Raw genomic sequence first — 24,555 nt, 5'->3', positions numbered from 1 at the left:
GTGGGTCATTTCCTTTTGGTTGAGTTGGTCGTGCGGTTGAATAAAGTCCATCGTCTGCCTGGACTGCGTGGCGAACGCAGCAACTGGTAAGCGGCCGGGATGATGAACATGGAAAGCAATGGGGCGGTGAGCATGCCCCCCGCCATAGGGGCCGCGATGCGGCTCATGATTTCGGAACCCGTTCCGCTCCCCCACAGGATAGGCATGAGCCCCGCCAGAATGACCGCCACGGTCATGGCCTTGGGACGTACCCGGAGCACGGCACCCGCACGGATGGCCTCCTCGAGAACCGTGCGGGTCAGGGGAACATGGGTCGTCAAGTGTGCATCCAGTGCTTGCCGAAGATAGAGCAGCATGATGACGCCAAACTCGGCGGATACCCCGGCCAGCGCGATGAATCCCACCGCGGTGGCGATGGAAAGATTGTAATGCAAGAGATATAACAGCCAGAAGCCGCCTGTTAGAGCAAAGGGCAAGGTGCCCATGATCAGGATGGCCTCATCGATACGCCGAAATGTGAGGTACAGCAGCACGAAGATGATCATCAGAGTAGCCGGCACAACCACCTTCAAACGTGCATTGGCACGCTCCATAAACTCAAACTGACCCGAATAGGCGACGCTCACCCCTGGAACCAGACGGACATCATGGGCTATGGCCCGGCGCAGGTCCCTCACCACGGAAGCCAGGTCTCGATCCCGCACATCGATATAAACCCAACTGGTCAGCCGTGCGTTCTCGCTTTTCAGCATGGGTGGGCCTTCAGCATACTGGAGATCGGCTACGGTCCCCAGCGTGATCCACTGTCCACCAGTCGTGACAAAGGGCAATTGACGCAACGCTTCCAGAGTATTTCGATCAGAACGAGGATAGCGTACGTTGATGGGATATCGGGCCGTCCCTTCCACGGTTTCCCCCACCACTTCGCCGCCAATGAGGTGGCTGACCACGGACTGGACGTCACGGATGTTGAGTCCATAACGTGCAGCCCTCTCCCGGTCGATATCGACCGTGATATAACGACCTCCGGAAAGCCGTTCGGCAAATGCGGAAGAAACTCCAGGCACCGATTTGGCCACTTGTTCCACCGCCAGTGCAACGCTTTCGATGGTGGCGATGTCGGAACCGGAAATCTTTACCCCGATGGGACTTTTGATTCCGGTGGCGAGCATGTCGATGCGATTGCGAATGGGGGGGACCCAGATATTAGAGAGCCCTGGCACCTGAACGACCCGGTCCAACTCGGCCACCAGCGATTCCGGGGTCAATCCCGGACGCCATTGGTCACGGGGTTTGAACTGGATCGTGGTTTCGAACATTTCCATGGGCGCCGGGTCAGTGGCGGTTTCAGCGCGTCCTGCCTTGCCAAACACATGAGCCACTTCCGGCACGGTCTTGATCAGGCGGTCCGTCTGCTGGAGCAGTTCGGCGGCCTTGGCTGCGGATAATCCGGGCAAGGCAGAAGGCATGTAGAGCAGGTCTCCTTCATTCAGAGGGGGCATGAATTCACCCCCCAGTTGTGAAATCGGCCACAGCGTGGTAGCCAGAAACCCCAACGCGATCAGCAAAGTGGTTCCGGGGTGGCGCAGCACCGCATCCAACAAGGGACGATAGGCCGCGATCAGCCAACGATTGAGAGGGTTACTCTCTTCATTCGGAATATGACCACGGATCAAATAGCCCATCAGGATGGGAATCAGAGTCACGGCCAACCCGGCTGCGCCTGCCATGGCATAACTTTTGGTAAAAGCCAGAGGTGCAAACATTCGACCTTCCTGGGCCTCCAGAGTGAACACGGGAAGAAAGGAGAGGGTGATGATGATCAGACTGAAAAACAGTGCGGGACCCACTTCTACAGCGGCATCGGTGACCACCTGCCAGTGTTCCGGCCCTTCCAGAGCATGCCCTGGGTGCTGCCGATGCCAGGCTTCGATTTTTTTATGGGCATTTTCGATCATGACCACTGCCGCATCCACCATGGCACCCACGGCAATGGCAATGCCGCCCAGAGACATGATATTGGCGTTGATTCCTTGATAACGCATCAGAATGAAGGCGGTGAGTACGCCCAGAGGGAGCGAGATGATGGCCACCAACGCAGATCTGAGGTGCCACAGAAAGAGTCCGCAAACTGTCGCTACCACGATAAATTCTTCAATCAGTTTGTGGTCAAGATTTTCCACGGCACGATCGATGAGTTGACTGCGATCGTAGGTGGTGACGACCTCTACTCCTTGGGGCAAACTTTTTGCGAGGGCAGCGAGTTTGGTTTTGACGGCGGCGATAGTTTCTCGCGCATTCTTGCCGGAACGCAGGATGATCACGCCCCCCACCACTTCACCCTGACCGTCCAGTTCGGCAATACCTCGGCGCATCTCCGGACCCAGCCGAACCCGTGCCACATCGCCCAGATACACCGGGATGCCGGACTTGGGCAGGGCCACCGGAATGTGGCGAAAATCCTCCAGAGTTTTTAAATAGCCGGTGGCGCGCACCATGTATTCTGCCTCGCCCTGTTCCACCACGCCCCCGCCAGCCTCCTGATTGCCGTTGCGGATGGCCTCGATCAACTGGTCGGAGGTGATATGGTAAGCCGCCAGTCGCCCGGGGTCAGGCACGATCTGGTACTCGCGCACCATGCCACCCACCGAAGCCACTTCAGCCACATCCGGAACACTTTTCAATTCATACTTGAGAAACCAGTCCTGCAAACTACGCAATTCGGCAAGATCGTGCCGGCCAGTCCGATCCACCAGCGCATATTCAAAAATCCAGCCCACCCCCGTGGCATCCGGTCCAAGTGCGGTCCGCGCTCCGGTGGGCAGTTTTCCCTGGATCTGATTGAGGTATTCCAGGACCCGGGAGCGTGCCCAATAAAGATCCGTTCCATCCTCAAACAGCACATAGATGAAGGAATCTCCAAAAAACGAATAACCGCGCACCGTTTTGGCCCCCGGTACCGAGAGCATGGTGGTGGCCAGCGGATATGTGACCTGATCTTCGACGATTTGAGGGGCTTGGCCCGGCCACGAGGTACGGATGATGACCTGTACATCGGAGAGGTCTGGCAGCGCATCCACTGCGGTCGTGCGTACCGACCACACGCCCCAGGCGGTCAGGGCCAAAGTGGCTAGCAATACCAGAAAACGGTTGCGCACGGACCAACGGATGAGATGGGCGATCATTCTGGTTTTCCCGACTTTTCCATGCGTGCCAACACCCCTTTGAGGCTGGCCTCGGAGTCGATCAGGAACTGGCCTGAGACCACGATTTGTTCCCCAGGCTGCAGTCCGGCAAAAATCTCCGTTCTGCCGCCATCTTCGTGGCCCACCATCACTTCCGCCGGACGAAAATGCCCCCCTTCCTCAGCCACGATGACCACATTCCGTTGGCCTGTGGCAATGATGGCTTCAGAAGGGATCAGCAACCTGTCGGGCCCCAAGGCTTTCTGGAGATGGACCTGGGCATACATGCCTGGGCGCAACCTGCCCTCCGGGTTAGACCATTCCGTCCTGACTTGCAGGGTGCGCGTATCCTGTTCCAGAGCTGGCAGCAAGGCACGGATCTGGCCTGTGAACACGCGTCCCGGCCAGGTCGTGAAAGTGGCCGATACCGGTTGACCCACGGCCAATCCTGCCGCTTGCGCTTCCGGTACTTCGGCATCCAGCCACACACTGTTCAGGCCATTGATGCGTGCCAATGTCTGGCCGGGCAGGATGGTCATGCCGGCACGGAGGTCGAGTTCCAGCAGTACCCCGCCCTGCGGTGCTGTTATGGTCACCACAAGCCGTGGTGACCCGGATTTTTCTATTTGAGCCACCAGAGATTCACTCATGCCCAATTGCAGCAATCGCGTGCGCGCCGCGCCCGTCAATCCGGGGTCCCCGGACTGGCGCAGAGACAGGTATTCCATCTGGGCTCCATACCACTCTGGTACACGCAGGTCGGCAAGGGCGGCTCCGGCCGGGATCACATCGTTGGGGGCGCGTGCGTATACCCGCTCCACCAGTCCTCCCGTGCGTGCTTGTACCACCGTCACCAGACGATCATTGAAGGCGAGTATCCCGACGACTTCCAGTCCGCGCGCAAGTCGGCCTTTCTCTACCGTGGCCAGCCTTACCCCCGTGTTCTGCGTCAATCGGGAGTCGATGTGTACGCCACTGTCCATCATGTTTTCCCCGCCATACATGGGAACCAGATCCATATCCATGAAGGGAGATTTACCAGGTTTGTGAAAATGTTGATCCGGCTTCATGGGATCGTACCAATACAGAACGGAGTGTCCAGAGGCCTCTGCAATGGGCGTTTTTGCAGGTCGGGTCATGGCGAATCGGTAACCTGCGCCGGCTCCCAAGGCAATCAAAGCCACAACGCTAGCGCCCATCAAAATCGTTCGTTTTGGATTCATGGTTGCATTTCCTCGGACAGATAACTCAACTCTGTTTCTATGGCAGCGCGCCGTGCCGCCAGATCAATGCGTTTCATGCGGGTATCGATGAGAAACTTGCGCGCATCAAGAACCGAGGTCAGCGGTTCCTGCCCTGAACGATACTCTGCCAGAGTCAAATCGACTTTCTGTTGTCCCAGCGGTAACCAGTCTTGATCAATTCGATCGATCTGGCGCACCAATGCGGTCTGTTCTGCCAACAAGGCTTCCAGTTGGGCCATATGATCACGCACCATGCTTTCCCGTTCGGCACTGACGCGTTCGAGTTCTTGCTCACGAGCAGCGATTTGAGGGTTCTGACGGGTCTTGGCAAAAATGGGTAGGTCGAAGGTAAATTGAATCGAAATCATGTCGCCAAAGAGGGGGGCGCGATGTTCATAATCCAGTTCTACCGCCCAGTCGGATTTTTTGGCTGCTTTAGCCAAGTTCACTTCAGCCCTTCCCGAATCTTCCTGGATCCCGAAAATGGCTATATCGGGATGACGATCCAGATTATGTCGTAAATGTTCCGGATTGGGGGTATATGCAGGGGGAGGGCCGGTCAAGGGTTCTGTGGCAATTGCACCCACCCAGCGGGCCAAATCGGCGCGTGCCTTGCTCAAGTCCCGCTCCAGATCGTCGCGCCGGTCCTCCAGAGCGATGGATTCCTGACGAGACTGCAAACTATCGCTCCCCTTGCCTTGCCCTGCGGCTAACCGCGCCGTAACAGCGGTGCTGAGCATATGATTTTCTGCTTCGATCTGGTCCAGAAGAGCCTGCTGCTGCTGTAAAAAATAGACCTTGAGCCAAGCCAGTCGGGTTTGACGCTTGACAGACAACCGTTCAATCTCCAATTCGGCGTCAGCCCGGGCGACCTTGGTATCCGCCAACTGTCGCACGGCCTCGCGCTTGTCGCCATTGGTGACTTCCTGCATAACTCCAACGCGCTGCATGGTCATGAAGTCACGGGTGGTGCTCCAGGCCTCGGAGCCCTGCACTGGCAAGTTATCCACACCCATCACCAGTTTCGGGTCAGGCAATTCCCCTGCCGAGATGCGTGCTGCCTGGGCAGCAGAAACGGTATTTTGGCGGGCCTTCAGTTCCGAAGCGCGGGATTCCGCGATATCCAGGGCTTCCTGGTAGGTCAGTGCATGGCAGACCGGGGCCCAAGTCGCCAGCAGAATTGCCGGCACGAGTGGCCAGCGAGGGGTAATCCATGATTTGGACATGATGATCTTGTCTCCAACAAGCAACAGAAATTCGTGTCGCGAACCGATGCGACACGACCTGAACCTGCAGGGAAGATCTAGATTCGAAAAACCTGATACTGGATGCGGAGTGGCGGAGAGCCCTCCGTCAAGAAAAGAAGAGGAGGGTGAAGCAAGGGAGCGGACAATGAGCCACGGGAGTCCACTGAAGAGATTTCAAAAAGCGCCACCAGACTCACCGAGGGAAGGTCAGGAACGGATGCTTGATGTGATTGCGAAGATTGTTCACAATGGGCGAGACAGCACTGAGAGGGGGGGGTTTCTGTCCCGGATGAATCACCCATTCCATTGCAGTCGGCCCGCTGGGTGGCAGACATTTTAACTAGATCGCCTGCCGCAGGCGACAGCCGGGAACAGGCATGCGCCGCAACCATGAACTGGCTCCAAGCCAGCAGTATGATGGCGAATAGTGAAACTTGTAGACTAATTTTTTTTCTGCGCATTGTGGTGAATAGTATAGCAGAAATTCAATCACAATCCACTCCTTCATAAAAGTACCCCATGTTGTTTGCCATGAGGTAACTCTACAGGGCTCTATGCTCCTACATAAGGGTGGGTCATTTTTATTGGCCACAGATGGGTCAGTTTACTTGGCCACTGACAGGAGTCTTGCCAACCTAGTGGCATTGTTGCGCATGAACCTGTTTACTCATTGCCACTTGACGGACTGGCTCGATCAACCGTTTACCACATCACCCGATCCTCAGGATAATCCACAAACCGATTTGGCTTTTGTTTGATCTTGGACAGCATAAGGAGGCACGATTTTGAAAACTGATTTTTACCCGCCCAGAACCCGCGTCAAATCAAGGGGGCGTCCAATGAATTTGTCCTGTTTCGGACAGCAGTGACGAAAAATCTCTAATGAACAATTTGGGATAAACTGAACTGAAACGGTTTGGTCTGATTGGAGTTGATCACGCACACCATCATCCGACGGCCTCCACTCGCCCCTTACACTGGAGTACCCATGAAAAAACTGGCTTATATCAAACGCAGCAATGGTCGTCACTGGGTCGGTGATGGATTCCCCGTACAGAACATCTTTTCCTATCACGACATCGCGGAAGACATCTCCCCGTTTCTGATGCTGGATTACGCGGGGCCTGTTAACTTTCCTCCGACCCAGAAAAAACTGGGAGTGGGACAACACCCTCATCGGGGGTTTGAAACGGTAACCCTGGTCTATGCCGGGGGAGTGACGCACCGCGATTCCACCGGGGCCGGTGGCACCATTGGTCCCGGCGACGTGCAGTGGATGACTGCTGCGTCGGGAATTCTTCACGAAGAATTTCACAGCGAAGCCTATGCCAGACAGGGCGGTCCGTTCGAAATGATTCAACTCTGGGTCAATTTGCCCCGTCACGACAAAATGTCCCCACCGGGCTATCAGGATATCTCCGCCGCTCAAATCCCTTCCATCAACCTGTCAGACCAAGCAGGGACGGCACGCATCATCGCCGGCAACCACGGCTCAGTCACCGGAGCGGTGCATACTTTCACCCCCATGCAAGTCTGGGATTTGCGCTTGAAAGTGGGGCATACCCTGTCCATCGAACTGCCCGACAACCACACCACCGCGCTGTTTGTTTTACACGGCCAGTTGCAGATAGACGCGCAAGCCATACAGGCCGCAGAAATGGCAGTCATGGAACGTGCCGGAACCCGACTGCAAGCCGCCATCGTCGAGGACAGTATTGTCCTGCTCCTGTCCGGCCAACCGCTCGATGAATCCATTGTCGGTCACGGACCTTTTGTCATGAACACCCAGGCGGAGATCGTCCAGGCCATGGAAGATTTCAACAACGGGAAATTTGGACGAATTCCTCACTGACTTGGAGGCAGCGGGCAACCCAACGCAGTTAATCCTCCCTTCTTTCACTCAAATCCCGGAATTTCATCATGAGAATATTGCATACCATGCTGCGCGTCGGTCACCTTGAACGTTCCATCGCCTTCTACCGAGACGTGCTGGGCATGCAGGAATGGCGTCGTCGCGACTACCCGGAAGGCCGCTTCACGCTGGTATTCATGGGCTATCAACCCGAACAGGAAGGAGCGGTTCTGGAACTAACCCACAACTGGGACACTCAACAGTATGACTTGGGAAACGGCTACGGACATATCGCCGTCGAAGTTCCCAATGCGGCCGCCGCCTGTCAGGCGGTGCGTGAAAAGGGAGGGAAAGTCACTCGTGAAGCGGGGCCCATGAAACATGGAAACACAATCATTGCCTTTGTCGAAGATCCCGATGGTTACAAAATCGAATTCATTGAACGCCACCGCCCAGAAATTCACTGAGCCCTTGCCCATGCGATACAACTCGCCCTATTTATCTTGGTCATGGTTGGCGTATTTACTGGTATTGCTGTCATTGCCTGCCCTTGCTGCCAGTGGCCCCCTGCAAAACGACTTGACGCATCTCAGCGATCAATGGACCTATGGCAGTTATCAACTCCCCCCGGATCAACGCGATGATTTCTTTGCTTCCCTTCAGCCAAAAGCCCATCAGTTGGTCATGGCCTATCCCGGACATGCCGAACCGTTGATCTGGGAAGGAATCATCACGGCCACCCATGCCAAATATCAAAACCCGTTTTCCGCCCTATCCAGCGCACGACAGGCGCGGGATCTCTTGCTTCAGGCTATCTCACTTGATCCCAAGGCCATGGATGGTTCCGCTCTGATCACCTTGGGTGCCTTGTATTTCAGGGTCCCCAAACTGGGCTCCTTCGGTGATACTGACAAGGCCAAACAATACCTGAACCAAGCCTTGACCCTCGATCCGGACAATATCGATGCCAATTACTTTTACGGTAAATTTCTGCTGGAACAAGGCGACCATCAGGCCGCATTGCCCTATCTCAAAAAGGCCGCTGCCCTTCCTCCGCGCCCGCAAAGCCTGACAGCCGACCGCTTCCGTCACGATGAAGTTGTGCAACTGCTCAATGGTGGCGAAACCCCGGAATGATTGGCCCCCCACTCTTTTTCCACCCGGCTTGCTCATGCATATTCTGATTACTGGCGGAACAGGCTTGCTGGGAACCGCTCTGATCGAGTACTGGCTGGAGCAAGGCCATCAAGTGACATTCCTCACTCGTCGCCCGCAACGTGTCCATGCCCTATGGCAAGGTCAGGTTCGTGCCCTGACCACATTGAGCCCCAAGCAACCCGATCCACCCTATGATGCCATCATCAATCTGGCCGGGGCTCCAATTGCAGATCGACCCTGGAGCCAAAGCCGTCAAGCCATCCTGCGCAGCAGTCGAGTCACCTTTACGCAGCAATTAGCGGAATCACTCAGCCACTGGACCCGTCCTCCGTCGGTATTGCTCAGCGCTTCTGCCATTGGCATTTATGGCGCCCTTTCTCCCATAATCACAATGGACGAGGCCACTCCGGCGGGACATGATTTTGCGGCACAGTTATGCCGTGACTGGGAGAATGCCGCCAGCATGGTCCCTGCAGGTCGATGCTGTCATCTGCGCACCGGCCTGGTCTTGAGCCCAGCGGGTGGCATCCTGCAACGCCTGATCCTACCCGCGGGTTGGGGGATACAGATGGGTGCAGGCACGCAGGGATTCAGTTGGATTCATATCAGCGACTGGGTCAGCGCCGTGGACTGGTTACTCCATCATAGCGCTGCACAGGGACCCTATAATCTGACGGCGCCACATCCTGTATCCATCATGGCATTCATGGAACAACTGCAACGATCACAACATATCCGACAAACCCTCAAGCTCCCGGTTACGCTGGTCAAGGCACTGTTTGGTCGGCGTGCCGCCTTGCTGCTCGAAGGACCGCGGGTTCTCCCCCAACGGTTGTTGCAAGCGGGATTTGCGTTTCAGTATCCCGATCTGGAGAGCGCGTTACCCGTCCTGTTGCCGCGGTAGTTCACATTAGTCCGGTTGCCACCCCATTCTTGATGAGGCTCCACCCCATGTCTACGATAAACCATCACACCCAAACGCCAAATTTACCCCGCATTTTCCTGATCCGGCATGGAGAAACCCAGTGGTCTCTCACCGGGCAACACACCGGACAGACCGATATTTCATTAACGCCCCACGGCGAAACAGAGGCTCGCCAATTGGCTTGTTTACTGACCAATATTTCGTTTTCTCAGGTGCTCTGCAGTCCGTTAAAACGCGCACGCCAGACCTGTATGGCCGCCGGATTGGGAGAAAACCCGCTCACCGTCCCCGAACTGGCCGAATGGGACTATGGGGATTACGAGGGGCAACGTTCCGCCGATATTCATCAACAACTCCCCGACTGGAATGTTTACCAGGATGGCTGTCCCCGGGGCGAGAGTCCGGAACAGATTTCGGCACGAGCGGATAAACTCATTGCGCGCCTACGCCAGTCGGAGGGAAATATCGCGCTCTTTACCCATGGACAAATAGGTAGCGCCATAGCTGCTCGCTGGATCGGCCTAGCAATCATTAACGCACAACACCTGTCGCTTAGCACTGCCTCGCTCAGCATCCTTTCCTTTGACCCTCATCACCCAAGTGTACCCATCATTGCACTATGGAATGCAACAGCCCTCAGCATCACCCCTTAATCCGGAGACATAACCGAGGCTATCTGTGAAAGAAAATGAAAGAGGATAGCTGACCGGAAACTGATCAAGCCCAAAAATCCGTCCTGCCCCCATGGGTTGTCATCCTTATCCGCAGACTTGTCCACAGATTTTGTGGGTAAGTACCGGGGCGCGCCAGCTGCAACAATATCCGGCGTGAACCCATATCTAGCCCATCTGTTCGAACAACTGAGTGAGCTCCGTGCCCGTCATGGGAACACCGGATTCTCCGGCACCCGCCAGAATTCCTTGGGCCAACTCTTTCTTGCGTTCCTGCAAAGCGAGAATCTTTTCTTCCAGGGTACCCTCGGTCAGCAGTTTGTAAACGAATACTGGGTTTTCCTGACCAATGCGATGTGCCCGATCCGTGGCCTGATTTTCCACAGCGGGATTCCACCATGGGTCATAGTGAATCACAGTATCGGCTGCCATTGGAATCAGCAGCGCGCCTGAAAACATCTACCAGTTACCTGAATCCGTGTTCGTTATTGAAAAACTTTCACCCAAGACCGAATCGACATGAATTTGACCGGCCAGTCTTTCAAAACCTCAACGAATTTCCATTCGGCTGAGTTTTTGTCGCCCGGTTTTTGTCTTCAGATCCGTAGTTTCTGGTCAAAATTCCCATTTTCATCTATTCAATTCAGCATCACTCCTTCCCGTGTAAGGAATTTGAGGGTACTTCATGGTTTTCCTCGATTACCGTGGTCAGGTTTACCCGTAGGACACCGCCTTTTTCAACAAGGCTTGCAATTCCATGAAGATATTGGCGTGCACAGCCACTCCACGGCCAAAATCCAATATGATTTTGCGGGCATGTTCGATCATTCTGGCGGCCCGATACATGATTTCCTGCAATACCGTCTTCAGTCTCCTGCGCTTGGCGGGGTGCCGGATGGGGGAAATCTCTCCGGTCAATCCCAGTTGTCCCAGAAAACGCAGACAGTTGTAGGCAAAAGAAGCCAGATGCACGATGGCATCGTTGGTGTCGAATTTGCCCGAGGGCAAACGCTCCAGGTCCAGATCGCTTTTGAATTCGGAATGAAATTGCTCATGGGTGCCATGGTGCTTGTAGAGTTCGATGACTTCCGCCGTAGGCAAGTCCAGACTACTCCACCATCCTTCCAACTCGATCTCCGGCACCAACAGGTGTTGCCCCCTCTTGTCGATGGTGCGCTCGATCACGCGCACATGCAAGACGAAGTCACGCTGACTCCCCTGCCAGGCACGAGTGACCGTCATCTTCATCAGGGCCACCCGCTTTCCGGGGCGTTGTTCTTCAAAGGCCCCCGCTGCTTCAGCCTTATCCACCCACTCGTCCTTGTTTTGTTTGCGGGGGTTCCACTTGGTCAGAAAGTCGAAATGCTGTCCCTTGAGTGCCCAGCGATCCTTCTCCTGCGCTTTCATAAACAACAGCCGGACCGAATCAAAACCACTGTCATCCCGCCACAGAACGCTTTCCCCGCGGCAACACAGGCGTTGAACCCGCGGAAAAACCCGTTCCAGGAAATAGTCGGTTTCGCAAGCCGAGTGTTGGGTCCCCGCGCGCAATTCCAACCCGATGTTCCAACCCTCATTCCCAATATATGCAGCAATCGGGGTATACCCATCCACCCCTTGGTAGGTCCGACCCACTTCTTCCTTCCGGGTGTTGCTGTTGTCCATCACAAAAGTATCGAGATCAACACTATAGTGGACCCTGAAATCAAGACAGTAGTTTATGCTGTGCGCTGTCATAAGGGATGAGCGAAATGAGCGAAGCGAAGAAGAGGAAAGTTCACACCCCCGAGTTCAAGGCGAAGGTAGGCCTTGATGCGGTGAGAGGGGTAAAGACGATCAACGAAATTGGTCTGGATTACGGAGTTCATCCGGTGCAGGTAGGGCAGTGGAAGAAGGAAATTCAGGAGCAAGCCAAGACGCTGTTTGAAGGAAAGCGAGGGCCAAAGCCGACGGCTGAGCATCGTGAGCCGGAACTGCTGTACAGCGAGATTGGCCGGTTGAAGGTAGAACTCGATTGGCTTAAAAAAAAGTCCGGGATCAGCCTGTCATGATACGGCAGGGGTGGATTGACCACGGTGATGGGGTGTCTGTGGTGGGGCAATGCGCTTTGGTGGGGGTATCCCGCGCCACTGTCTATGCCCACCAGAAGCCGAAGATGGTGGACGAAAGTGACCTGCTGTTGAATTGTCTGATTGACGAGGAGTACACACGGCATCCGTTTTATGGCAGCCGCAAGATGGTGATATTTCTCAAGGGGCTTGGCCACACCGTCAACCGCAAGCGGGTACAACGCCTGATGCGAGGGATGGGGTTGGCTGGCATGGCACCGGGGCCAAACACCAGCAAAGCGCATCCTGAGCATAAGGTATATCCCTACCTGCTGCGTGGTGTCGCGGTGGTCAGACCTAACCAGGTCTGGAGTACGGATATAACCTATGTCCGGCTGGCGCATGGCTTCGCCTACCTGGTGGCGATCATCGACTGGTACTCGCGCCGGGTACTTGGCTGGCGGATCAGCAACAGCATGGAAGCGGTATTCTGTGTCGATTGCCTGGAGGAGACTATGCGCACCCACGGCAAGCCGGAGATTTTCAATAGCGATCAAGGTTCGCAGTTCACCAGCGAAGCCTTCACCAGCGTATTGAAGCGCGAAGGCATTGTCATCAGCATGGATGGGCGGGGGCGAGCATTCGACAATATCTTTGTTGAGCGGCTCTGGCGTAGCGTCAAACATGAGGATGTGTACCTGAAGGGCTATGCCTCGATGGGCGAGTTGATGGTGGGCCTGACCGAGTACTTTGCCTTCTACAACAGTGAGCGACCGCACCAATCGTTGGGAAACAGGACGCCTGATATCGTATACCGAACCGCGAAGGGTGGTGGGGCGGTGATCGTAGATAAATTCAGTGGCCTTGAGGGGGACACCTCTGTTCCACCACGACCCGCAAAGTGTTCTGCCGTCAAGGAACCCGGATCATCAGATGAAATAGTGAAAACCAAACCAGATGCAAAATCGGGGCAGCGCCGTCCAGCTGCGAGTGAAGTCGAATGCACAACTTAAACTCAAGGCATTATTGTCTTGACACAGGGGTCCACTTCAGATTTTCTGCTTTCCGATAAATCGCCGGGATCCTGTATGGATATTTCCACTTTCGATGGTTTTCTGGCAGCCGTCGTACTCAATCCCGATGTAATCCTTCCCAGCCGCTGGTTACCATGGGTATGGGATATGGACAATGGCGAAGAATCTCCCGAATTCGACACGCTGGATGAGGCGAGCCGCATCTCGAACCTGATCATGCGCCATTACAACACGGTAGCAACCACAATCGACGAGGACCGCTTCGGCCCCCTGCTATTTGTACTACCTCAACCTGACAACAGTGAGTTTTACGATGCTGAAGGCTGGTGCGAAGGATTCATGATCGGTGCCGCGGTATTTCTTGAACCCTGGTGGCGATCCATCATGAAGGATCGCACCGAACTGGTTGCACCCATGGTGCTCCTGGGAACCGAGCCGGGTTGGGAGATTCTTTCAGAGAGTGCCGACGAGAAACGCGCGATTCAGGAAGCCTATGATTCCATTCCCGATGCCATAGTGGCGCTGCACGCTTATTTCGAGCCCCTACGCATGCAGGCAATTGAGTCGCGTATCGGGAATATTCGTACTTCAAACGATGATGAAACACAGCCCTTTCGCCGAAGCGACGCCAAAGTGGGACGCAACGACCCGTGCCCGTGCGGTTCCGGCAAGAAATTCAAGAAGTGCTGTGGATCCGATGAGTTATTCCATTGATTGAGACGGTACTCTGCACCGCTTGCCGTCCTTTCGTATTTTTCGGCTACGCCTCCCATGCTGAATCCAAGAATTCCGCAAGAAACCACCAGCGAACATGAGCGCCTGGCCGGTCTGGTCGAGCGCGTCACCTTCCATAACGCCGAAAACGGCTTCTGCGTCCTGCGCCTCAAGGTCAAGAGAGAACGCGAACTCGTCACCCTGATCGGACATACCCCCATGATCTCTCCAGGAGAATATGTCTCGGCATCCAGAAACTGGGCCATAGACCGAGAACATGGTAGGCAATTTCGCGCCATCTTCGTCAAAGTCTCTCCCCCCAATACCTTGTCCTGAATAGAGCGCTATCTGGGTTCAGGCATGGTCAAGGGCATCGGTCCGGTATATGCAGGCAGGCTAGTCAAGGCTTTCGGCGCAGAAGTTTTCGACATCATTGATCAGATGCCGGAACGGTTGCGCGAAGTAACCAAGCCCTATGTTTTCTAGGGATTGATAGCATCAGTCGTTTTGGCTCATCGGTCTTCGAATTTGTTTTCCATGCGCCTCCGATAGACAGCACGAGCCCATGCAGGGTAGATAAGGTATGTTGCACCCGTGCGCGCATCACGGATTGACGGAATAAACTCATCAGGTTGTAGTCCAGCATGGCAAATCCAAGAGCGGATTCTGTCGCCCAAAAGTCCCTGAGATTGAATGCATCCAGACCGAAGTCGGCTTTCAATTCCTTGATTCTGTTCTCGCAATCCGCACGTCCGCGATAAGTGCGCCAGACCTCCGCAACTGGGAGTTCCAGAGTAGTGACAAAAGCCCCGTAACGCCATCCTTGAATGTCAGGATCATCCTCGAAGAGGGGCAAAGTTTTCCCGGAGCATTTTTCCTTTGTCGGATGCTTTGTCGTACCACGATAACCCGGCGTGGTTGGCTCCAGCATGCCGCTTGATAACTAATTTCCGTCAATTCTAATCCGGGCTCCAGTGCCCACCAACCCGTGACCTGATAAAGCCCCCGTTGCAATACCTGATTCAGACGTGCCGCAATAATGTAAGGGATTCTCTTTTCTTCCAGAACCTTCAGGAAAACATCATCGAAAAAGCCGCTATCAGCACGTAACAACCCAACTTTTTTCTCCCCAAGACGGGCTAATGTGGCCTCAAGAAATTGCAGAACATTGTTGGCGGAGTGTGTATTTCCCGGACGTAGCCAGAAGTTCGCCACCATGCGCGCCTCAGCCATAAAAGCCAACAAGGGATGGTGACTGGCCCGACCACGCCGCCCCGGGTTGTACCCTCGGACCGCCCCTTCTTGCTCCCCATTGCGCGTGATCACGGTAGAGTCCAGATCCAGAGTCACGCTTTTCAACGCGTGAATTTGATCAAACAGCCAGCGATAAATCTCGCCCTGCACCTGCTCGTTACGGATCATGTCAAACCGATTGAAAAAACGTACCAAAGCCTTGTGCCCAGCCGCTTTCGTCCAGCCAAACAAACGTACCAGCGTGTTATCCATACGCACCATCTCAAGATGCGAAAACCGACAGGCACCACACCATATCGATACGAGAAATTGTTCCACCAACTGCCTCGGGTCGTATCCCCGATTGGAACCAGGTTCGGGGAGCCCCCAGGTCGTGACTGCCTCAGAAAACCCCATACTGTCGAGCATTTTCTTGAATAGGGCCAGTCCACCCCAGGCAGTCACCTCGCGGTCACTGAATCCCACGGAAAAATCATCGCCAGAAAGAATTTCAGATTGCGCCATTTGCGGTAACCACATGATAAAAAGGAATATCTCTAATGATGTCCATTAGAACCTTTGCAACCATGACCCCCTCAGTCAATGGCCTTGGTAGTTTGCCAGAAATCAACCCAAATCTCTAATGAACAATTTGGGTTTAATCGTAATCGACGAATTGGGATACCTGCCGATGAGCCGACAGAGCAACCATAATCTGTTTCAACTTATCCATGCCCTGTATGAGTTCAGATCAATCATCCTGACCACCAACAAGGACTTTACACGCTGGGGAGATTTCTTTATTGATGAAAATGTGGTCGTACCAATTGTTGATCGACTGATACACCATGCCCAAATATTCATGCTGGGGGGTGAAAGTTACCGTCTGAGGCAAAAATTAGGCGGTGGTTCTGGGGTGGGTCAAAATTAATGGCCAAAAGTGGGTCAAATCTGTTGGCCATTGACAATCACTTATTTTCCGACAGGCAAGAAGTTGCAATTGCCGCAGTTTTTGAAACAAATTTATTTCCTTTATCGAATCTCGTAACTCTTGACAGTAATTCGTTTATAGACGAAAATTAACCATGTACGAAATCCGACACTATCTAACTACGGACGAGAAGGATATCTATCTCGACTGGCTTCGAAAATTGCGCGATGTGACTGCAAAAATTGCGGTGAATCGACGAGTGACGCGCATCGAGCTTGGCAATTTTGGCGATCATAAATTTTGTCGTGATGGAGTATGGGAGCTACGCATTGATGTTGGTTCTGGCTATAGGGTGTATTACGCGGTTTCTGGTAAAGAAATTGTTTTGCTTCTGTGTGGCGGCGACAAGCGAACCCAAGATGCAGATATCGATAGGGCATGTGGATACTGGCAAGACTGGCAAAGGAGATCAAACGATGAAAGATAGAGCGCATGACGAGGCAATGGCCGAGATGTTCCGGGATGATCCCGGCTATGCGATTCAATTGCTCAATAGTATTCTTGAGGACGGCGATCAGAGCGAACTTCTAATTACCCTACGTCAAATGACGAAAGCCTTTGGCGGAGTGCAAACCGTAGCTGAAACTGCTCACTTGAGCACGACACAACTTTACCGCACCTTGTCACCAGAGGGTAATCCTGTGCTTAGCAGCCTGTCTGCCATTCTCAAAGCAATGGGTCTGCGCCTAGCGGTGCAGTCTGTCCAGACACCGCACGCACACGCCTAAACCTTAGGTTACAGACCTTATTACTTGCGATGATAAGTATCGGTTTAAACGAATCTGAAAATTTCGTGGATTAGGGCTTATAACCCCGATTTAGGTTTGGATGTGATCAACCCTTGGGTTGATTGACCCCGTTTGGTGGTCTTTCACGGGATGTTTTGCCATCCCGCACGGAAATCGAACGCGGGTTCGGTTCCGTAATGCACCACCAATAATGAAACCTCAACCGTTCTCGGTTGGGGTTTTTTTATTACAACATTTACGCTCTGTTCCACATCAAAGCCAAGCACAATCAGCATCATTTTTTTCGTTCTTTCTGAACACTTATGGCACAGTGCGCTCCGACTCCTTGTCGTTACCCAAACTGCCGTAAATTGGTTGTGAAACCGGGCTATTGCGAGCAACACCTGCGACAGGTTCGTAAACAATGGGATGGCCATCGAGGCAACGCCTCGGCGCGCGGTTATGGCTCGCGGTGGCAAAGGGCTCGTGCAGTATTTTTGTCTTACCACCCGCTTTGTGCCGAGTGCAATCGTCAGGGTCGGGTCACACCGGCTACCGTGGTGGATCACATCCAGTCGCACCGGGGCAATCAGGAATCGTTTTGGGACGAGAGGAATGTCCAGTCGTTATGCAAGCACTGCCATGATGCCAAGACCGCGCGGGAGGATGGAGGATTTGGAAATAGGTCTGTTCAGAAGTCTGTGACGGGCGTTGGAACAGTCACTCAAAAAGATCTGCGTGTGTTCCTGCCCTGACAAATACAATCACACCATGTTTACTGTGGGTTGTGAGTTGATAGATCAGCAGGAAGTCACCTCCGATGTGGCACTCGCGGTAACCCTCCCAATCACCACCCAGAGGATGATCCAGCCATTCCGGATCAAGTGGTCCCGCATTGGAGATCAGGAGCATCATGGCCTCCTTGAACTGCTTCATGTCATAGCGCCCAGAATGAGACAATCGTTCCCAATCCTTCAGAAACGGTTTGGTGTAATCAGCGGCTCTGGGTAGAGCAGTTCGTTTACTTGCTGCGGTTTTTTTCGAGGTCATCAAACAATTCGGCGGCTGTATCAAAGCGTGCTTGGTGTGTTTGAGCGATCGCGCTGGCTTCGTTCATGGCAGCGCGTGTTTCGGCATTTGGTGCCCTGAGCGCAAATGGCAACTGCTTGTCAGCGACCACTCGGGTAAGAAAAACTCGTACCGCATCGGAAACGGAAAGTCCCATCGAAGCAAGAGTTTCCGTGGCCTGCGCTTTGATGTTTTCGTCCACACGAACATGGACCATGGTTGTAGTCGCCATGATTTCCTCCTGACAATTCAAATTGAGATACATTGTATCTTATTCGATCGCATGATCACAAACTTATCCCTTTGTAACTTGCTCACTGTCGCCCTCACTGGCATGTGGGGGGGATAATTCCTTCGGGCCACCCGGTGCCAGACCGCGCGCGTGCCCAAATTTTTGCGCGTGCAAAATAAGATAGGGGGTCCCCCCATAGGATCAGGAATTCATGGCTGGACGCAAACCACTACCCACCGCCGTCAAAAGGATCAAAGGGACGTTGCAGAAATGCAGGACGAACCTACGGGAGCCAACAAAGCCAGAGGGCGATTTGGTAGAGCCTCCGGACCATCCCGAGAATTGATTTTTTTTGGAATACGTCGATTGCCATCGACATCTATCAATACAAATGCTTCGTCAGTGGAATCGGTGGGTAATTGTAGCCGGTTTTCAACCTGAATTTCCATCTTCAGACGACTTCATGAGGAACCGATAGAACTTCCGGCATAAGGCATCAAAGGCGTCTTGCTCCTGCTCGGTGATTCGAGGCCAGATGAGTGAACCACCGTCTTCTTCGAGTAGCGCAAAGGTTACTTTCTAGACAGGCTGTCGGCAAAGGGTAGATCCTCTTGGCAGCGGCGGATCACTTCGCCTCCCCAGCGTCACATCAGTTTCGAATATTTCGACTATTCGTTTATTTCGGTTATACTTCGTCCGATGATGCTGATTCAAACTTCCTGGAGGTTGCTATGACCACACTTTCACCCACTCATTCGTTACCGACGACCGAAGAAGTTTCCATCGCTCGTGAGAGCGGTCGGGCGTTATCTGCTTACCTGCAGACCCGTGCGGAAACCCAGCAGATCGAGATCGTTGATGACAAAGGCACGGCCCATCCTGTTCGTATCCCGGTATCGGCGCTTAGACTGCTCGTGAATGTCCTGACCGAAATCGGTGAAGGCAATGCGGTCAGTATCATCCCAATCTACGCCGAACTGACCACCCAGGATGCGGCGGACATCCTCAATGTGTCACGCCCATTCTTTGTGCAACTGCTGGAGCGTGGCGAGATTCAGTTTCACAAAATTGGCACGCATCGTCGCGTCCGTTACCGAGATGTGATTGAGTACAAAGAGCGAATCGATGCGGAGCGCGGTAAAGCCCTCGATGCACTGACCGAGCAAGCCCAGGCTCTCAAGATGGGGTACGAATGAATGAGTTCAAACTTCACCGTCATCTACGACGCGTGCGTGCTCTACCCTGCCCCTCTGCGTGACTTCCTGATGCGCTTGGCACTCACTGACCTGTTCCGGGCCCGCTGGACGGACATGATTCACGATGAGTGGACACGTAATGTTCTCAAGCAGCGACCGGACTTGAAAGCTAAAGATTTGGAACGTACACGCTCATTGATGAACGCCCATGTCCGGGACAGTCTCGTTACCTGAAGTGGACCCCTGTGTTGAGCGGAATCAAGATAAATGAGGGCAGGTTCCCGCTTTTTAATCAAATTGAGTGATGGTAAGGGCGAATTGACCATCACTTATCGTGATTACGATTTTTCTCTTGTAATTTATAAGGTTACAATTAGTTCCGGTGGTATGTTTCTTGCATGAATACTGGTTTCCGCATGGTAGACCGCCTTGCAGATTGGAATGTGTCAAGGGCGTGCGAAGCACGACGCAGTGGACCCTTGACGCGCTCCAATCTGTGCAGCACGCTACCAAATGGCTATGCACAGGGCTCTTCATGGGCATAGCATGGCTACATTGGCCTTCCTGGCATCGCCACGGCACTTAATCTGAAGTCAATTGCAACCAGTGGTCAACCACCAACACCAACCCTCGACCATCACTTATCTTGCAAATCAAACCATCAATTATCTTGATTTCGCTCAGGGCGCAATCCAGCGCACTGCCAGGCAAGGCATCCTTTAATGGCCCAAGCCAGAATGCCGTCCCGTTCTGCAAGCAGTTTTTCGGTCAATTTTCCGTCGCGCCGTTCGGGTGGAATGGTGACCGTGAAGGGAATCAGGTGAAGCCGCCGTTTCATGGCCTCATCGACATTTCGTATCGACGGCTTATGGTTACCGACGATGATGGGTTTGAATTGTGGGGTGTACTCAAAGAAGTCCTGACGCATGAATCGGGCAGAAATTTTGTCGCCCCCCGTGATGGCCTTGACTTTGGATTCGTTCCAGCGGCGTCCCTGCTCGGTTTCGATGGCCGTCACAAAACGCGCACCACGCAGACCCGCCAGATCAGTGGGGTGTCGATCTCCCCGGGTTTCCACAAAGGTATCCATTGGCGCAGTCGATGAATAATCTCCTAGGATGCTGGTCAGCGTGTTGACGAACACTGACTTGCCATTGGCGCCGGTGCCATAGAGGAAGAAAAGTGCATGGGCGCTGGTGGAACCCGTCAAGCAGTACCCAACCATGCGTTGCAAGTAGCCCTGCAGATCCTTGTCTCCGTCCGTGACATCGTTCAGAAAGGATAACCACCGGGAACAGGGACCGCACGGCGTTGCTGTGGCGATCTTGGTCATCCGGTCGTGCCGGTCGTGGGGGCGGATTCGTCCGGTGTGCAGATCCACCACCCCTCCGGTGGCGTTGAGAAGCCAGATGTCGGCATCCCACTCGTCCGTAGTGGCTGCATGGTGCCGATCAGAGCGGGCGAGGCGTTCCACCCCGCTGATGGTGCTCGAACCCGCGAGTTTGGTGGCCACCTTGGGGTTGTCTGCCTTCAAGGAAGCGTGTCGACATACATGGCGGATCAGAATCGGTCGACGCCAGGGTGTCCTCGGTGCGCCAACGCTGACCATCCCAGACGAGCCATTTTCCCCACCCTGACACATAGCGCCAGTTCTGGTGATAACGCCGGGTAAATGCCAGCGCTAGGGCATCTTCCGTACCCCACACGGTTTGTTCTGAATCTCCGAGACTGGTGCCAGCGCCAGCGCCAGCACCGTTATTCACTGAAGCCTCGTCTGGAAGATGGATCTGCATCCGTGGACCCTGAGTCAGAAACCCCGCCACATCAAAGTCGCCAGCAAGCGCATCCGCTGCGTCCCATCCTTCCGGGTGGTCCTCGGGCGGATAGAGAATGTGACAACTGATCGCACCAGCAGCCAGAATGGCCTGAGACGCGCGATCGGCATATTCCCAGCCGGGTTTATCATTGTCGGGCCAGATCAGCACGGCTTTGCCGGACAGGGGCGACCAGTCGGTTTTGTCCGTCGGTGCATTGGCCCCGTGCATGGCGGTGGTGGCCACAACCCCTGAGTCGATGATGGCTTGAGCGCATTTCTCGCCTTCCACCAGAACGGCTTTGTCTGAGGCAGCAAGCCCGGGCTGGTTATACAGGGGGCGTGGACTGGGGGGAGCCATCTTGCGGAGTTTGGCATCCCAGGGTCGAAACTCCTTCTTGCCACCCGGGGGATCGTAACGGTACACCACGGCAATCAGGCTGCCCTGAGCATCCCGGTAGTCCCATTTGGCCGTGACAGGTCCCAGTTCATACACAGGCGCAGTTGGTTTATTGGCCTTGGATACCTTGACGGGTGGGGTGCACCCCGCCAATTCAGAGGATCGTTGCAATAGCCGTGGAAAGTCGGTGTGCGCATCGATGCCGTAGTGGCCGCCGATCAAGGAGAAGATATCCCCGCCTGAATTGTCGGCACGATCAATCCACAGCCCTGCCTTCTCGCCTTCGAGCACCACCTCCAGACTGTCGCCGGGGTTGCCCAGAATGTCGCCGATGAGAAACTTGTCACGACGAATCTTGCCTGCGGGAAACAAGGTGGAGAGCACAGACTCCAGATTAGCCAAAAGCGCTGTGCGAGTATTTTCCCGGAGTGTGACGGGATGAATCGATTTTGCCTGGGGGAGATCATTCAAATTGATCATGGGATTCCTCCTGGCTCGCCTGCTGGCGATACTGTGCTGACCATGATTCAAGTTCTGACATGCGAAACCGGATTGTTCTGCCGATGCGGTAGAAAGGAATCTGGCGGTGCTGTCTGCTCTTTGGTTTGGTGAAGTAGTAGAGAGGCAAATTCAGAGCGCGCGCCGCATGTCGGGCATTGACCATGGGCTCTACTGCCGGGGGTTGAGGCAGAGAATGCTTCATGTTTGGGTCCTCCAGCAGCGTTCGTTAGCGAAGATGATTGGAAGTGCCATCACTCCACCTCCGCCAGAGTGGATTTGGTTGCCCCGATGATTCGCAGTACACCGCTATCACGGGTTGCACCCGCAGCGAGCGCGAGATCGCGCAACTCCTTCAATGCCCGGTGTCGATGCGTATCGGCGGCAATCTGGGTCGAGAGTAGTGTCAGGTGCGCCTCGAGTTCGGCGAGAGTGGCCTGAACCAGCGGCTTATAAATCACTCCCTCGTCGTCGCCATCAGCGCCAGCGGGAATGCTGATGGCGGGCGGCAACCGGCTGGCCAGCGCTTCAGGCACGCCAGGCAGCTTCATTTGCGAAGGCGACTCGCGCTGTTGGCAGTTGTGCTTGAGTTCGCGCCGGGCGAGGTCAGTCAGGGCATCCTCAGCCAAACGCCCGCCGAGCGCGGAGATGATTTCCGGGTGGGTGGCGCAGACCTGCCGGGCAATATCGCGGGGCCTGGCAAAGCCCACGGCTTTGAAGGCCTGTACAATTTCAGCGCGCACGGCTTCCCGCAACTGGGTAAGATCAGGATTACGCATGGCTTTGGTTCCAGAGTTGGTTCAGTTGATTGAGGAAAGGCACTGCGCGAGCCAGCCAGGCGGTGACATTCTGTTTTTGATAGGCCGGGATCGAGGCGAAAGCCTCAATCGGTGGGAACGGCAGGGTGCCAAGGGGTTCGAGCCCTTCGCGCAGGACGAGCCAGCGCTCGAAGCGGGCGTTCTCTTCGGGGTCCCCCGGCGCCGTGTGGTAGCGACCATCGGAAGCCAGCACCATCAACCCTGGATCACCCGCGATGGCGATGCGGCGTGCCTCGGATGGCGTGGGGAGATCGGGAGTGTCAGCCTTGATGGCATAGACCACGGCACACTGTTCGATACCGGTGAGTTTCTGCTCTTGGGCGACCCTGTCAAAGATACGCACCGCCGAAGGGCCTGTGACCCCCGCTTCGTGGATACGGGTTTTAAGGTCGCGGGCGATAGTGCGGATTTCATCAGGGGTGCGACGCACGATTTCTTGCTGTGTCGGTTCCGGTAGACGCGCGACAGCGGCTGCGGCCGAGACGGAGATATCGCCTTGCTCTACGGCGCTGGCGAGTTCTGGAATCCCGCTGGCCTGAACTGTTCGCGCATGACGTAAACTACGTTCCGAAACATTGAGCAGATCAGCCGCAGCGCCTTGCCGGAGCGTTGGTATCGGCAAATTTGCCGATACCACATGCTGGTTCCCATGGAAGTGACCTCGTTCAATACTTGCCAGTTTGGCGGCGACCATCGCCCGTTGACTCTCGGACAGATGCCGACGGTGCAGATTGAGGCTGATCACAAGGGCGTTCAGAATATGCGAATCACCATGACTGCGAAAATGGCCGTCGATTACTCTCCTTTGCCATCCTGTTCGGAAAATCAGGTTCAGTATTCATGACAGTTGCAATTCCATGGAGCCGTCATGAAAAATATCGAACTCACGAACCCGTCCAGGATGTCTGGGGCCACCAGAGTTGGCGAAATTACCGCCATCCTTGCGGCGGCCATTATTCGCACCATCACGGGAGAAGATCAAAAACAGAGAGAGATTGGCCTTGGCTTTATGCCCGACCAGCGCGTTCATACAACCTCCTATCAACCGGAGAATTTGTCATGAACAATCAACAAGAGTCCGTCGCGGCCCGTATATCAGCCCTGTCCAGAATGCCGATTGCGGAACTTTGGACGATCTGGGATCGGTATTTCAAAAGTCGCCCGGCAAATCCCAACCGGGTATTCATTGAATCCCGGGTTGCCTATAAATTGCAGGAAGAAGTCTTGGGGGGATTATCCCCGGCCACGCGCCAGCGGCTCGAAGCCATCGGGGCAAAGCACTCGAAAATAAAACTGCGCGCCAGCCCACGAGAACTCAATTTTGCACCGGGGACTTTATTGCTACGAGAGTGGGGCGAACGGGAGCATAACCCGCCTTTAACGAAATAAGCGAAAATATCGACAATTTTTCCGAATTAATTTCTATAATGCATTGATTATAAAGTATTCGCGTTTTTTGTTTTTGACGATATCTCTGTGTAGTGCCATAATATTTTGCAA

Annotated in this window: 24 protein-coding genes and 7 pseudogenes; 15 read left to right on the top strand and 16 right to left on the bottom strand. The window is 54.4% G+C overall.

What is annotated here, in order from left to right; genetic code table 11:
- Positions 1–5: 5 nt before the first annotated feature.
- Genes HO274_RS03190 through HO274_RS03180 form a run of 3 tightly spaced genes read right to left on the bottom strand, consistent with a single transcriptional unit; the run spans position 6 to position 5,655 of the window.
- Entirely contained in the window at positions 6–3,185 is a 3,180-nt protein-coding gene (locus HO274_RS03190) for an efflux RND transporter permease subunit (RefSeq protein ID WP_273121456.1), read from the bottom strand.
- Entirely contained in the window at positions 3,182–4,408 is a 1,227-nt protein-coding gene (locus HO274_RS03185; RefSeq protein ID WP_273121454.1) for an efflux RND transporter periplasmic adaptor subunit, read from the bottom strand. Before HO274_RS03185 ends, HO274_RS03190 begins: the two co-directional genes overlap by 4 nt.
- Positions 4,405–5,655, bottom strand: a complete 1,251-nt coding sequence (locus tag HO274_RS03180) for a TolC family protein (protein ID WP_273121452.1) — start codon at positions 5,653–5,655, stop codon at positions 4,405–4,407. Before HO274_RS03180 ends, HO274_RS03185 begins: the two co-directional genes overlap by 4 nt.
- Before the next feature lie 1,009 nt (positions 5,656–6,664).
- Here HO274_RS03180 and HO274_RS03175 point away from each other — a divergent pair.
- The 5 genes from HO274_RS03175 to HO274_RS03155 all read left to right on the top strand — a co-directional run bounded on the left by HO274_RS03175 (position 6,665) and on the right by HO274_RS03155 (position 10,264).
- Positions 6,665–7,528: a pirin family protein gene (locus HO274_RS03175; RefSeq protein WP_273121450.1), complete on the top strand. Its 864-nt coding sequence runs from the start codon at positions 6,665–6,667 to the stop codon at positions 7,526–7,528.
- Positions 7,529–7,596: 68 nt separating this feature from the next.
- Entirely contained in the window at positions 7,597–7,995 is a 399-nt protein-coding gene (gloA, locus tag HO274_RS03170; protein ID WP_031595117.1) for a lactoylglutathione lyase, read from the top strand.
- Positions 7,946–8,665 carry a tetratricopeptide repeat protein gene (locus tag HO274_RS03165; protein ID WP_273121447.1) on the top strand — a complete coding sequence of 240 codons (720 nt, stop codon included), beginning with the start codon at positions 7,946–7,948 and terminating at the stop codon, positions 8,663–8,665. The genes gloA and HO274_RS03165 overlap by 50 nt, the downstream gene beginning before the upstream one ends.
- Before the next feature lie 34 nt (positions 8,666–8,699).
- Entirely contained in the window at positions 8,700–9,590 is an 891-nt protein-coding gene (locus tag HO274_RS03160) for a TIGR01777 family oxidoreductase (protein ID WP_273121445.1), read from the top strand.
- 47 nt (positions 9,591–9,637) lie between these two features.
- A complete protein-coding gene (locus HO274_RS03155) occupies positions 9,638–10,264 on the top strand; it encodes a histidine phosphatase family protein (protein WP_273121443.1) in 627 nt (208 codons plus the stop codon).
- Between the two features lie 186 nt (positions 10,265–10,450).
- Here HO274_RS03155 and HO274_RS03150 read toward each other — a convergent pair.
- Both HO274_RS03150 and HO274_RS03145 read right to left on the bottom strand, forming a co-directional pair.
- A pseudogene (locus HO274_RS03150) lies at positions 10,451–10,711 on the bottom strand (helicase-related protein); the annotation flags it as partial.
- Between the two features lie 285 nt (positions 10,712–10,996).
- Positions 10,997–12,019, bottom strand: a pseudogene (locus tag HO274_RS03145) (IS1380 family transposase); the annotation flags it as partial.
- A 14-nt stretch (positions 12,020–12,033) separates the two neighbouring features.
- Between HO274_RS03145 and HO274_RS03140 the strand changes: the two are divergent.
- From HO274_RS03140 to HO274_RS03130, 3 genes and pseudogenes are all read left to right on the top strand, one after another.
- A pseudogene (locus tag HO274_RS03140) lies at positions 12,034–13,199 on the top strand (IS3 family transposase); the annotation flags it as partial.
- 162 nt (positions 13,200–13,361) lie between these two features.
- Positions 13,362–14,078: a UPF0149 family protein gene (locus tag HO274_RS03135; RefSeq protein WP_273121439.1), complete on the top strand. Its 717-nt coding sequence runs from the start codon at positions 13,362–13,364 to the stop codon at positions 14,076–14,078.
- 57 nt (positions 14,079–14,135) lie between these two features.
- Positions 14,136–14,546 (top strand): annotated as a pseudogene (locus HO274_RS03130) (YrrC family ATP-dependent DNA helicase); the annotation flags it as partial.
- Here HO274_RS03130 and HO274_RS03125 read toward each other — a convergent pair.
- A complete protein-coding gene (locus tag HO274_RS03125; RefSeq protein WP_273122262.1) occupies positions 14,509–14,871 on the bottom strand; it encodes a transposase in 363 nt (120 codons plus the stop codon). The pseudogene HO274_RS03130 and the gene HO274_RS03125 sit on opposite strands and share 38 nt — an antisense overlap.
- On the bottom strand, positions 14,796–15,836 hold the full coding sequence (locus HO274_RS03120) for a transposase (protein WP_273121435.1): 1,041 nt from the start codon (positions 15,834–15,836) through the stop codon (positions 14,796–14,798). Before HO274_RS03120 ends, HO274_RS03125 begins: the two co-directional genes overlap by 76 nt.
- Positions 15,837–15,969: 133 nt before the next feature.
- Here HO274_RS03120 and HO274_RS03115 point away from each other — a divergent pair.
- The 3 genes and pseudogenes from HO274_RS03115 to HO274_RS03105 form a co-directional block, all read left to right on the top strand.
- Positions 15,970–16,242 (top strand): annotated as a pseudogene (locus HO274_RS03115) (ATP-binding protein); the annotation flags it as partial.
- Between the two features lie 154 nt (positions 16,243–16,396).
- A complete protein-coding gene (locus HO274_RS03110) occupies positions 16,397–16,729 on the top strand; it encodes a type II toxin-antitoxin system RelE/ParE family toxin (RefSeq protein WP_273121432.1) in 333 nt (110 codons plus the stop codon).
- The gene (locus HO274_RS03105) at positions 16,719–17,030 is read left to right on the top strand and encodes a helix-turn-helix domain-containing transcriptional regulator (RefSeq protein ID WP_031597379.1); all 312 of its coding nucleotides are present in this window, start codon (positions 16,719–16,721) and stop codon (positions 17,028–17,030) included. Before HO274_RS03110 ends, HO274_RS03105 begins: the two co-directional genes overlap by 11 nt.
- 143 nt (positions 17,031–17,173) lie before the next feature.
- Here HO274_RS03105 and HO274_RS03100 read toward each other — a convergent pair whose 3' ends face one another.
- A complete protein-coding gene (locus HO274_RS03100; protein WP_156472722.1) occupies positions 17,174–17,329 on the bottom strand; it encodes a hypothetical protein in 156 nt (51 codons plus the stop codon).
- 78 nt (positions 17,330–17,407) lie between these two features.
- Here HO274_RS03100 and HO274_RS03095 point away from each other — a divergent pair, with 78 nt between their 5' ends.
- Positions 17,408–17,785 carry an HNH endonuclease gene (locus HO274_RS03095; RefSeq protein ID WP_273121429.1) on the top strand — a complete coding sequence of 126 codons (378 nt, stop codon included), beginning with the start codon at positions 17,408–17,410 and terminating at the stop codon, positions 17,783–17,785.
- On the opposite strand, the gene HO274_RS03090 is transcribed toward HO274_RS03095, so the two are convergent.
- Both HO274_RS03090 and HO274_RS03085 read right to left on the bottom strand, forming a co-directional pair.
- Complete coding sequence (locus HO274_RS03090; protein ID WP_035416887.1) at positions 17,751–18,080, bottom strand: type II toxin-antitoxin system YafQ family toxin; 330 nt, start codon at positions 18,078–18,080, stop codon at positions 17,751–17,753. The two genes, HO274_RS03095 and HO274_RS03090, sit on opposite strands and share 35 nt — an antisense overlap.
- Positions 18,052–18,330 (bottom strand): type II toxin-antitoxin system RelB/DinJ family antitoxin, encoded by a 279-nt coding sequence (locus HO274_RS03085; RefSeq protein ID WP_273121427.1) that lies wholly within the window; start codon positions 18,328–18,330, stop codon positions 18,052–18,054. Before HO274_RS03085 ends, HO274_RS03090 begins: the two co-directional genes overlap by 29 nt.
- A gap of 731 nt (positions 18,331–19,061) precedes the next feature.
- Between HO274_RS03085 and HO274_RS03080 the strand changes: the two genes are divergently transcribed.
- Both HO274_RS03080 and HO274_RS03075 read left to right on the top strand, forming a co-directional pair.
- The gene (locus HO274_RS03080) at positions 19,062–19,526 is read left to right on the top strand and encodes an excisionase family DNA-binding protein (protein WP_273121424.1); all 465 of its coding nucleotides are present in this window, start codon (positions 19,062–19,064) and stop codon (positions 19,524–19,526) included.
- Positions 19,527–19,757 (top strand): annotated as a pseudogene (locus HO274_RS03075) (PIN domain-containing protein); the annotation flags it as partial. It abuts the gene before it with no gap.
- Between the two features lie 430 nt (positions 19,758–20,187).
- Here the strand turns inward: HO274_RS03075 and HO274_RS03070 are convergent.
- The 6 genes from HO274_RS03070 to HO274_RS03045 all read right to left on the bottom strand — a co-directional run bounded on the left by HO274_RS03070 (position 20,188) and on the right by HO274_RS03045 (position 24,085).
- On the bottom strand, positions 20,188–21,039 hold the full coding sequence (locus HO274_RS03070) for a phage/plasmid primase, P4 family (protein WP_273121419.1): 852 nt from the start codon (positions 21,037–21,039) through the stop codon (positions 20,188–20,190).
- Positions 20,978–22,219 (bottom strand): hypothetical protein, encoded by a 1,242-nt coding sequence (locus HO274_RS03065; protein ID WP_273121417.1) that lies wholly within the window; start codon positions 22,217–22,219, stop codon positions 20,978–20,980. The genes HO274_RS03070 and HO274_RS03065 overlap by 62 nt, the downstream gene beginning before the upstream one ends.
- A complete protein-coding gene (locus tag HO274_RS03060) occupies positions 22,203–22,442 on the bottom strand; it encodes a MerR family transcriptional regulator (protein ID WP_273121414.1) in 240 nt (79 codons plus the stop codon). Before HO274_RS03060 ends, HO274_RS03065 begins: the two co-directional genes overlap by 17 nt.
- A gap of 49 nt (positions 22,443–22,491) precedes the next feature.
- Complete coding sequence (locus HO274_RS03055; RefSeq protein WP_273121411.1) at positions 22,492–23,016, bottom strand: hypothetical protein; 525 nt, start codon at positions 23,014–23,016, stop codon at positions 22,492–22,494.
- A complete protein-coding gene (locus HO274_RS03050; RefSeq protein WP_273121409.1) occupies positions 23,009–23,800 on the bottom strand; it encodes a hypothetical protein in 792 nt (263 codons plus the stop codon). Before HO274_RS03050 ends, HO274_RS03055 begins: the two co-directional genes overlap by 8 nt.
- Positions 23,801–23,893: 93 nt before the next feature.
- Entirely contained in the window at positions 23,894–24,085 is a 192-nt protein-coding gene (locus HO274_RS03045) for a hypothetical protein (RefSeq protein WP_273121174.1), read from the bottom strand.
- A 29-nt stretch (positions 24,086–24,114) separates the two neighbouring features.
- On the opposite strand from HO274_RS03045, the pseudogene HO274_RS03040 reads away from it, so the two are divergent.
- A pseudogene (locus HO274_RS03040) lies at positions 24,115–24,438 on the top strand (DUF2924 domain-containing protein); the annotation flags it as partial.
- Positions 24,439–24,555 lie beyond the last annotated feature (117 nt).

Origin of the sequence: Ferrovum myxofaciens (assembly GCF_013181415.1) — a bacterium.
Taxonomy (GTDB): domain Bacteria; phylum Pseudomonadota; class Gammaproteobacteria; order Burkholderiales; family Ferrovaceae; genus Ferrovum; species Ferrovum myxofaciens.
The sequence above is the reverse complement of the archived record's forward strand: the minus strand, read 5'-3'. Positions and strand labels throughout refer to the sequence as shown.

What these genes read in the sequence shown, in the direction of transcription:
- HO274_RS03155 (WP_273121443.1), top strand. Translation starts at nt 9,638, where the DNA reads ATGTCTACGATAAACCATCACACCCAAACGCCAAATTTACCCCGCATT.
- HO274_RS03180 (WP_273121452.1), bottom strand. Translation starts at nt 5,655, where the DNA reads ATGTCCAAATCATGGATTACCCCTCGCTGGCCACTCGTGCCGGCAATT.
- HO274_RS03090 (WP_035416887.1), bottom strand. Translation starts at nt 18,080, where the DNA reads ATGACCTCGAAAAAAACCGCAGCAAGTAAACGAACTGCTCTACCCAGA.
- HO274_RS03045 (WP_273121174.1), bottom strand. Translation starts at nt 24,085, where the DNA reads ATGAACGCGCTGGTCGGGCATAAAGCCAAGGCCAATCTCTCTCTGTTT.
- HO274_RS03185 (WP_273121454.1), bottom strand. Translation starts at nt 4,408, where the DNA reads ATGAATCCAAAACGAACGATTTTGATGGGCGCTAGCGTTGTGGCTTTG.
- HO274_RS03105 (WP_031597379.1), top strand. Translation starts at nt 16,719, where the DNA reads ATGAAAGATAGAGCGCATGACGAGGCAATGGCCGAGATGTTCCGGGAT.
- HO274_RS03160 (WP_273121445.1), top strand. Translation starts at nt 8,700, where the DNA reads ATGCATATTCTGATTACTGGCGGAACAGGCTTGCTGGGAACCGCTCTG.
- HO274_RS03120 (WP_273121435.1), bottom strand. Translation starts at nt 15,836, where the DNA reads ATGGCGCAATCTGAAATTCTTTCTGGCGATGATTTTTCCGTGGGATTC.
- HO274_RS03080 (WP_273121424.1), top strand. Translation starts at nt 19,062, where the DNA reads ATGACCACACTTTCACCCACTCATTCGTTACCGACGACCGAAGAAGTT.
- HO274_RS03085 (WP_273121427.1), bottom strand. Translation starts at nt 18,330, where the DNA reads ATGGCGACTACAACCATGGTCCATGTTCGTGTGGACGAAAACATCAAA.
- HO274_RS03100 (WP_156472722.1), bottom strand. Translation starts at nt 17,329, where the DNA reads ATGATGCTGATTGTGCTTGGCTTTGATGTGGAACAGAGCGTAAATGTT.
- HO274_RS03165 (WP_273121447.1), top strand. Translation starts at nt 7,946, where the DNA reads ATGGTTACAAAATCGAATTCATTGAACGCCACCGCCCAGAAATTCACT.
- HO274_RS03055 (WP_273121411.1), bottom strand. Translation starts at nt 23,016, where the DNA reads ATGCGTAATCCTGATCTTACCCAGTTGCGGGAAGCCGTGCGCGCTGAA.
- HO274_RS03065 (WP_273121417.1), bottom strand. Translation starts at nt 22,219, where the DNA reads ATGATCAATTTGAATGATCTCCCCCAGGCAAAATCGATTCATCCCGTC.
- HO274_RS03175 (WP_273121450.1), top strand. Translation starts at nt 6,665, where the DNA reads ATGAAAAAACTGGCTTATATCAAACGCAGCAATGGTCGTCACTGGGTC.
- gloA (WP_031595117.1), top strand. Translation starts at nt 7,597, where the DNA reads ATGAGAATATTGCATACCATGCTGCGCGTCGGTCACCTTGAACGTTCC.
- HO274_RS03110 (WP_273121432.1), top strand. Translation starts at nt 16,397, where the DNA reads ATGTACGAAATCCGACACTATCTAACTACGGACGAGAAGGATATCTAT.
- HO274_RS03190 (WP_273121456.1), bottom strand. Translation starts at nt 3,185, where the DNA reads ATGATCGCCCATCTCATCCGTTGGTCCGTGCGCAACCGTTTTCTGGTA.
- HO274_RS03060 (WP_273121414.1), bottom strand. Translation starts at nt 22,442, where the DNA reads ATGAAGCATTCTCTGCCTCAACCCCCGGCAGTAGAGCCCATGGTCAAT.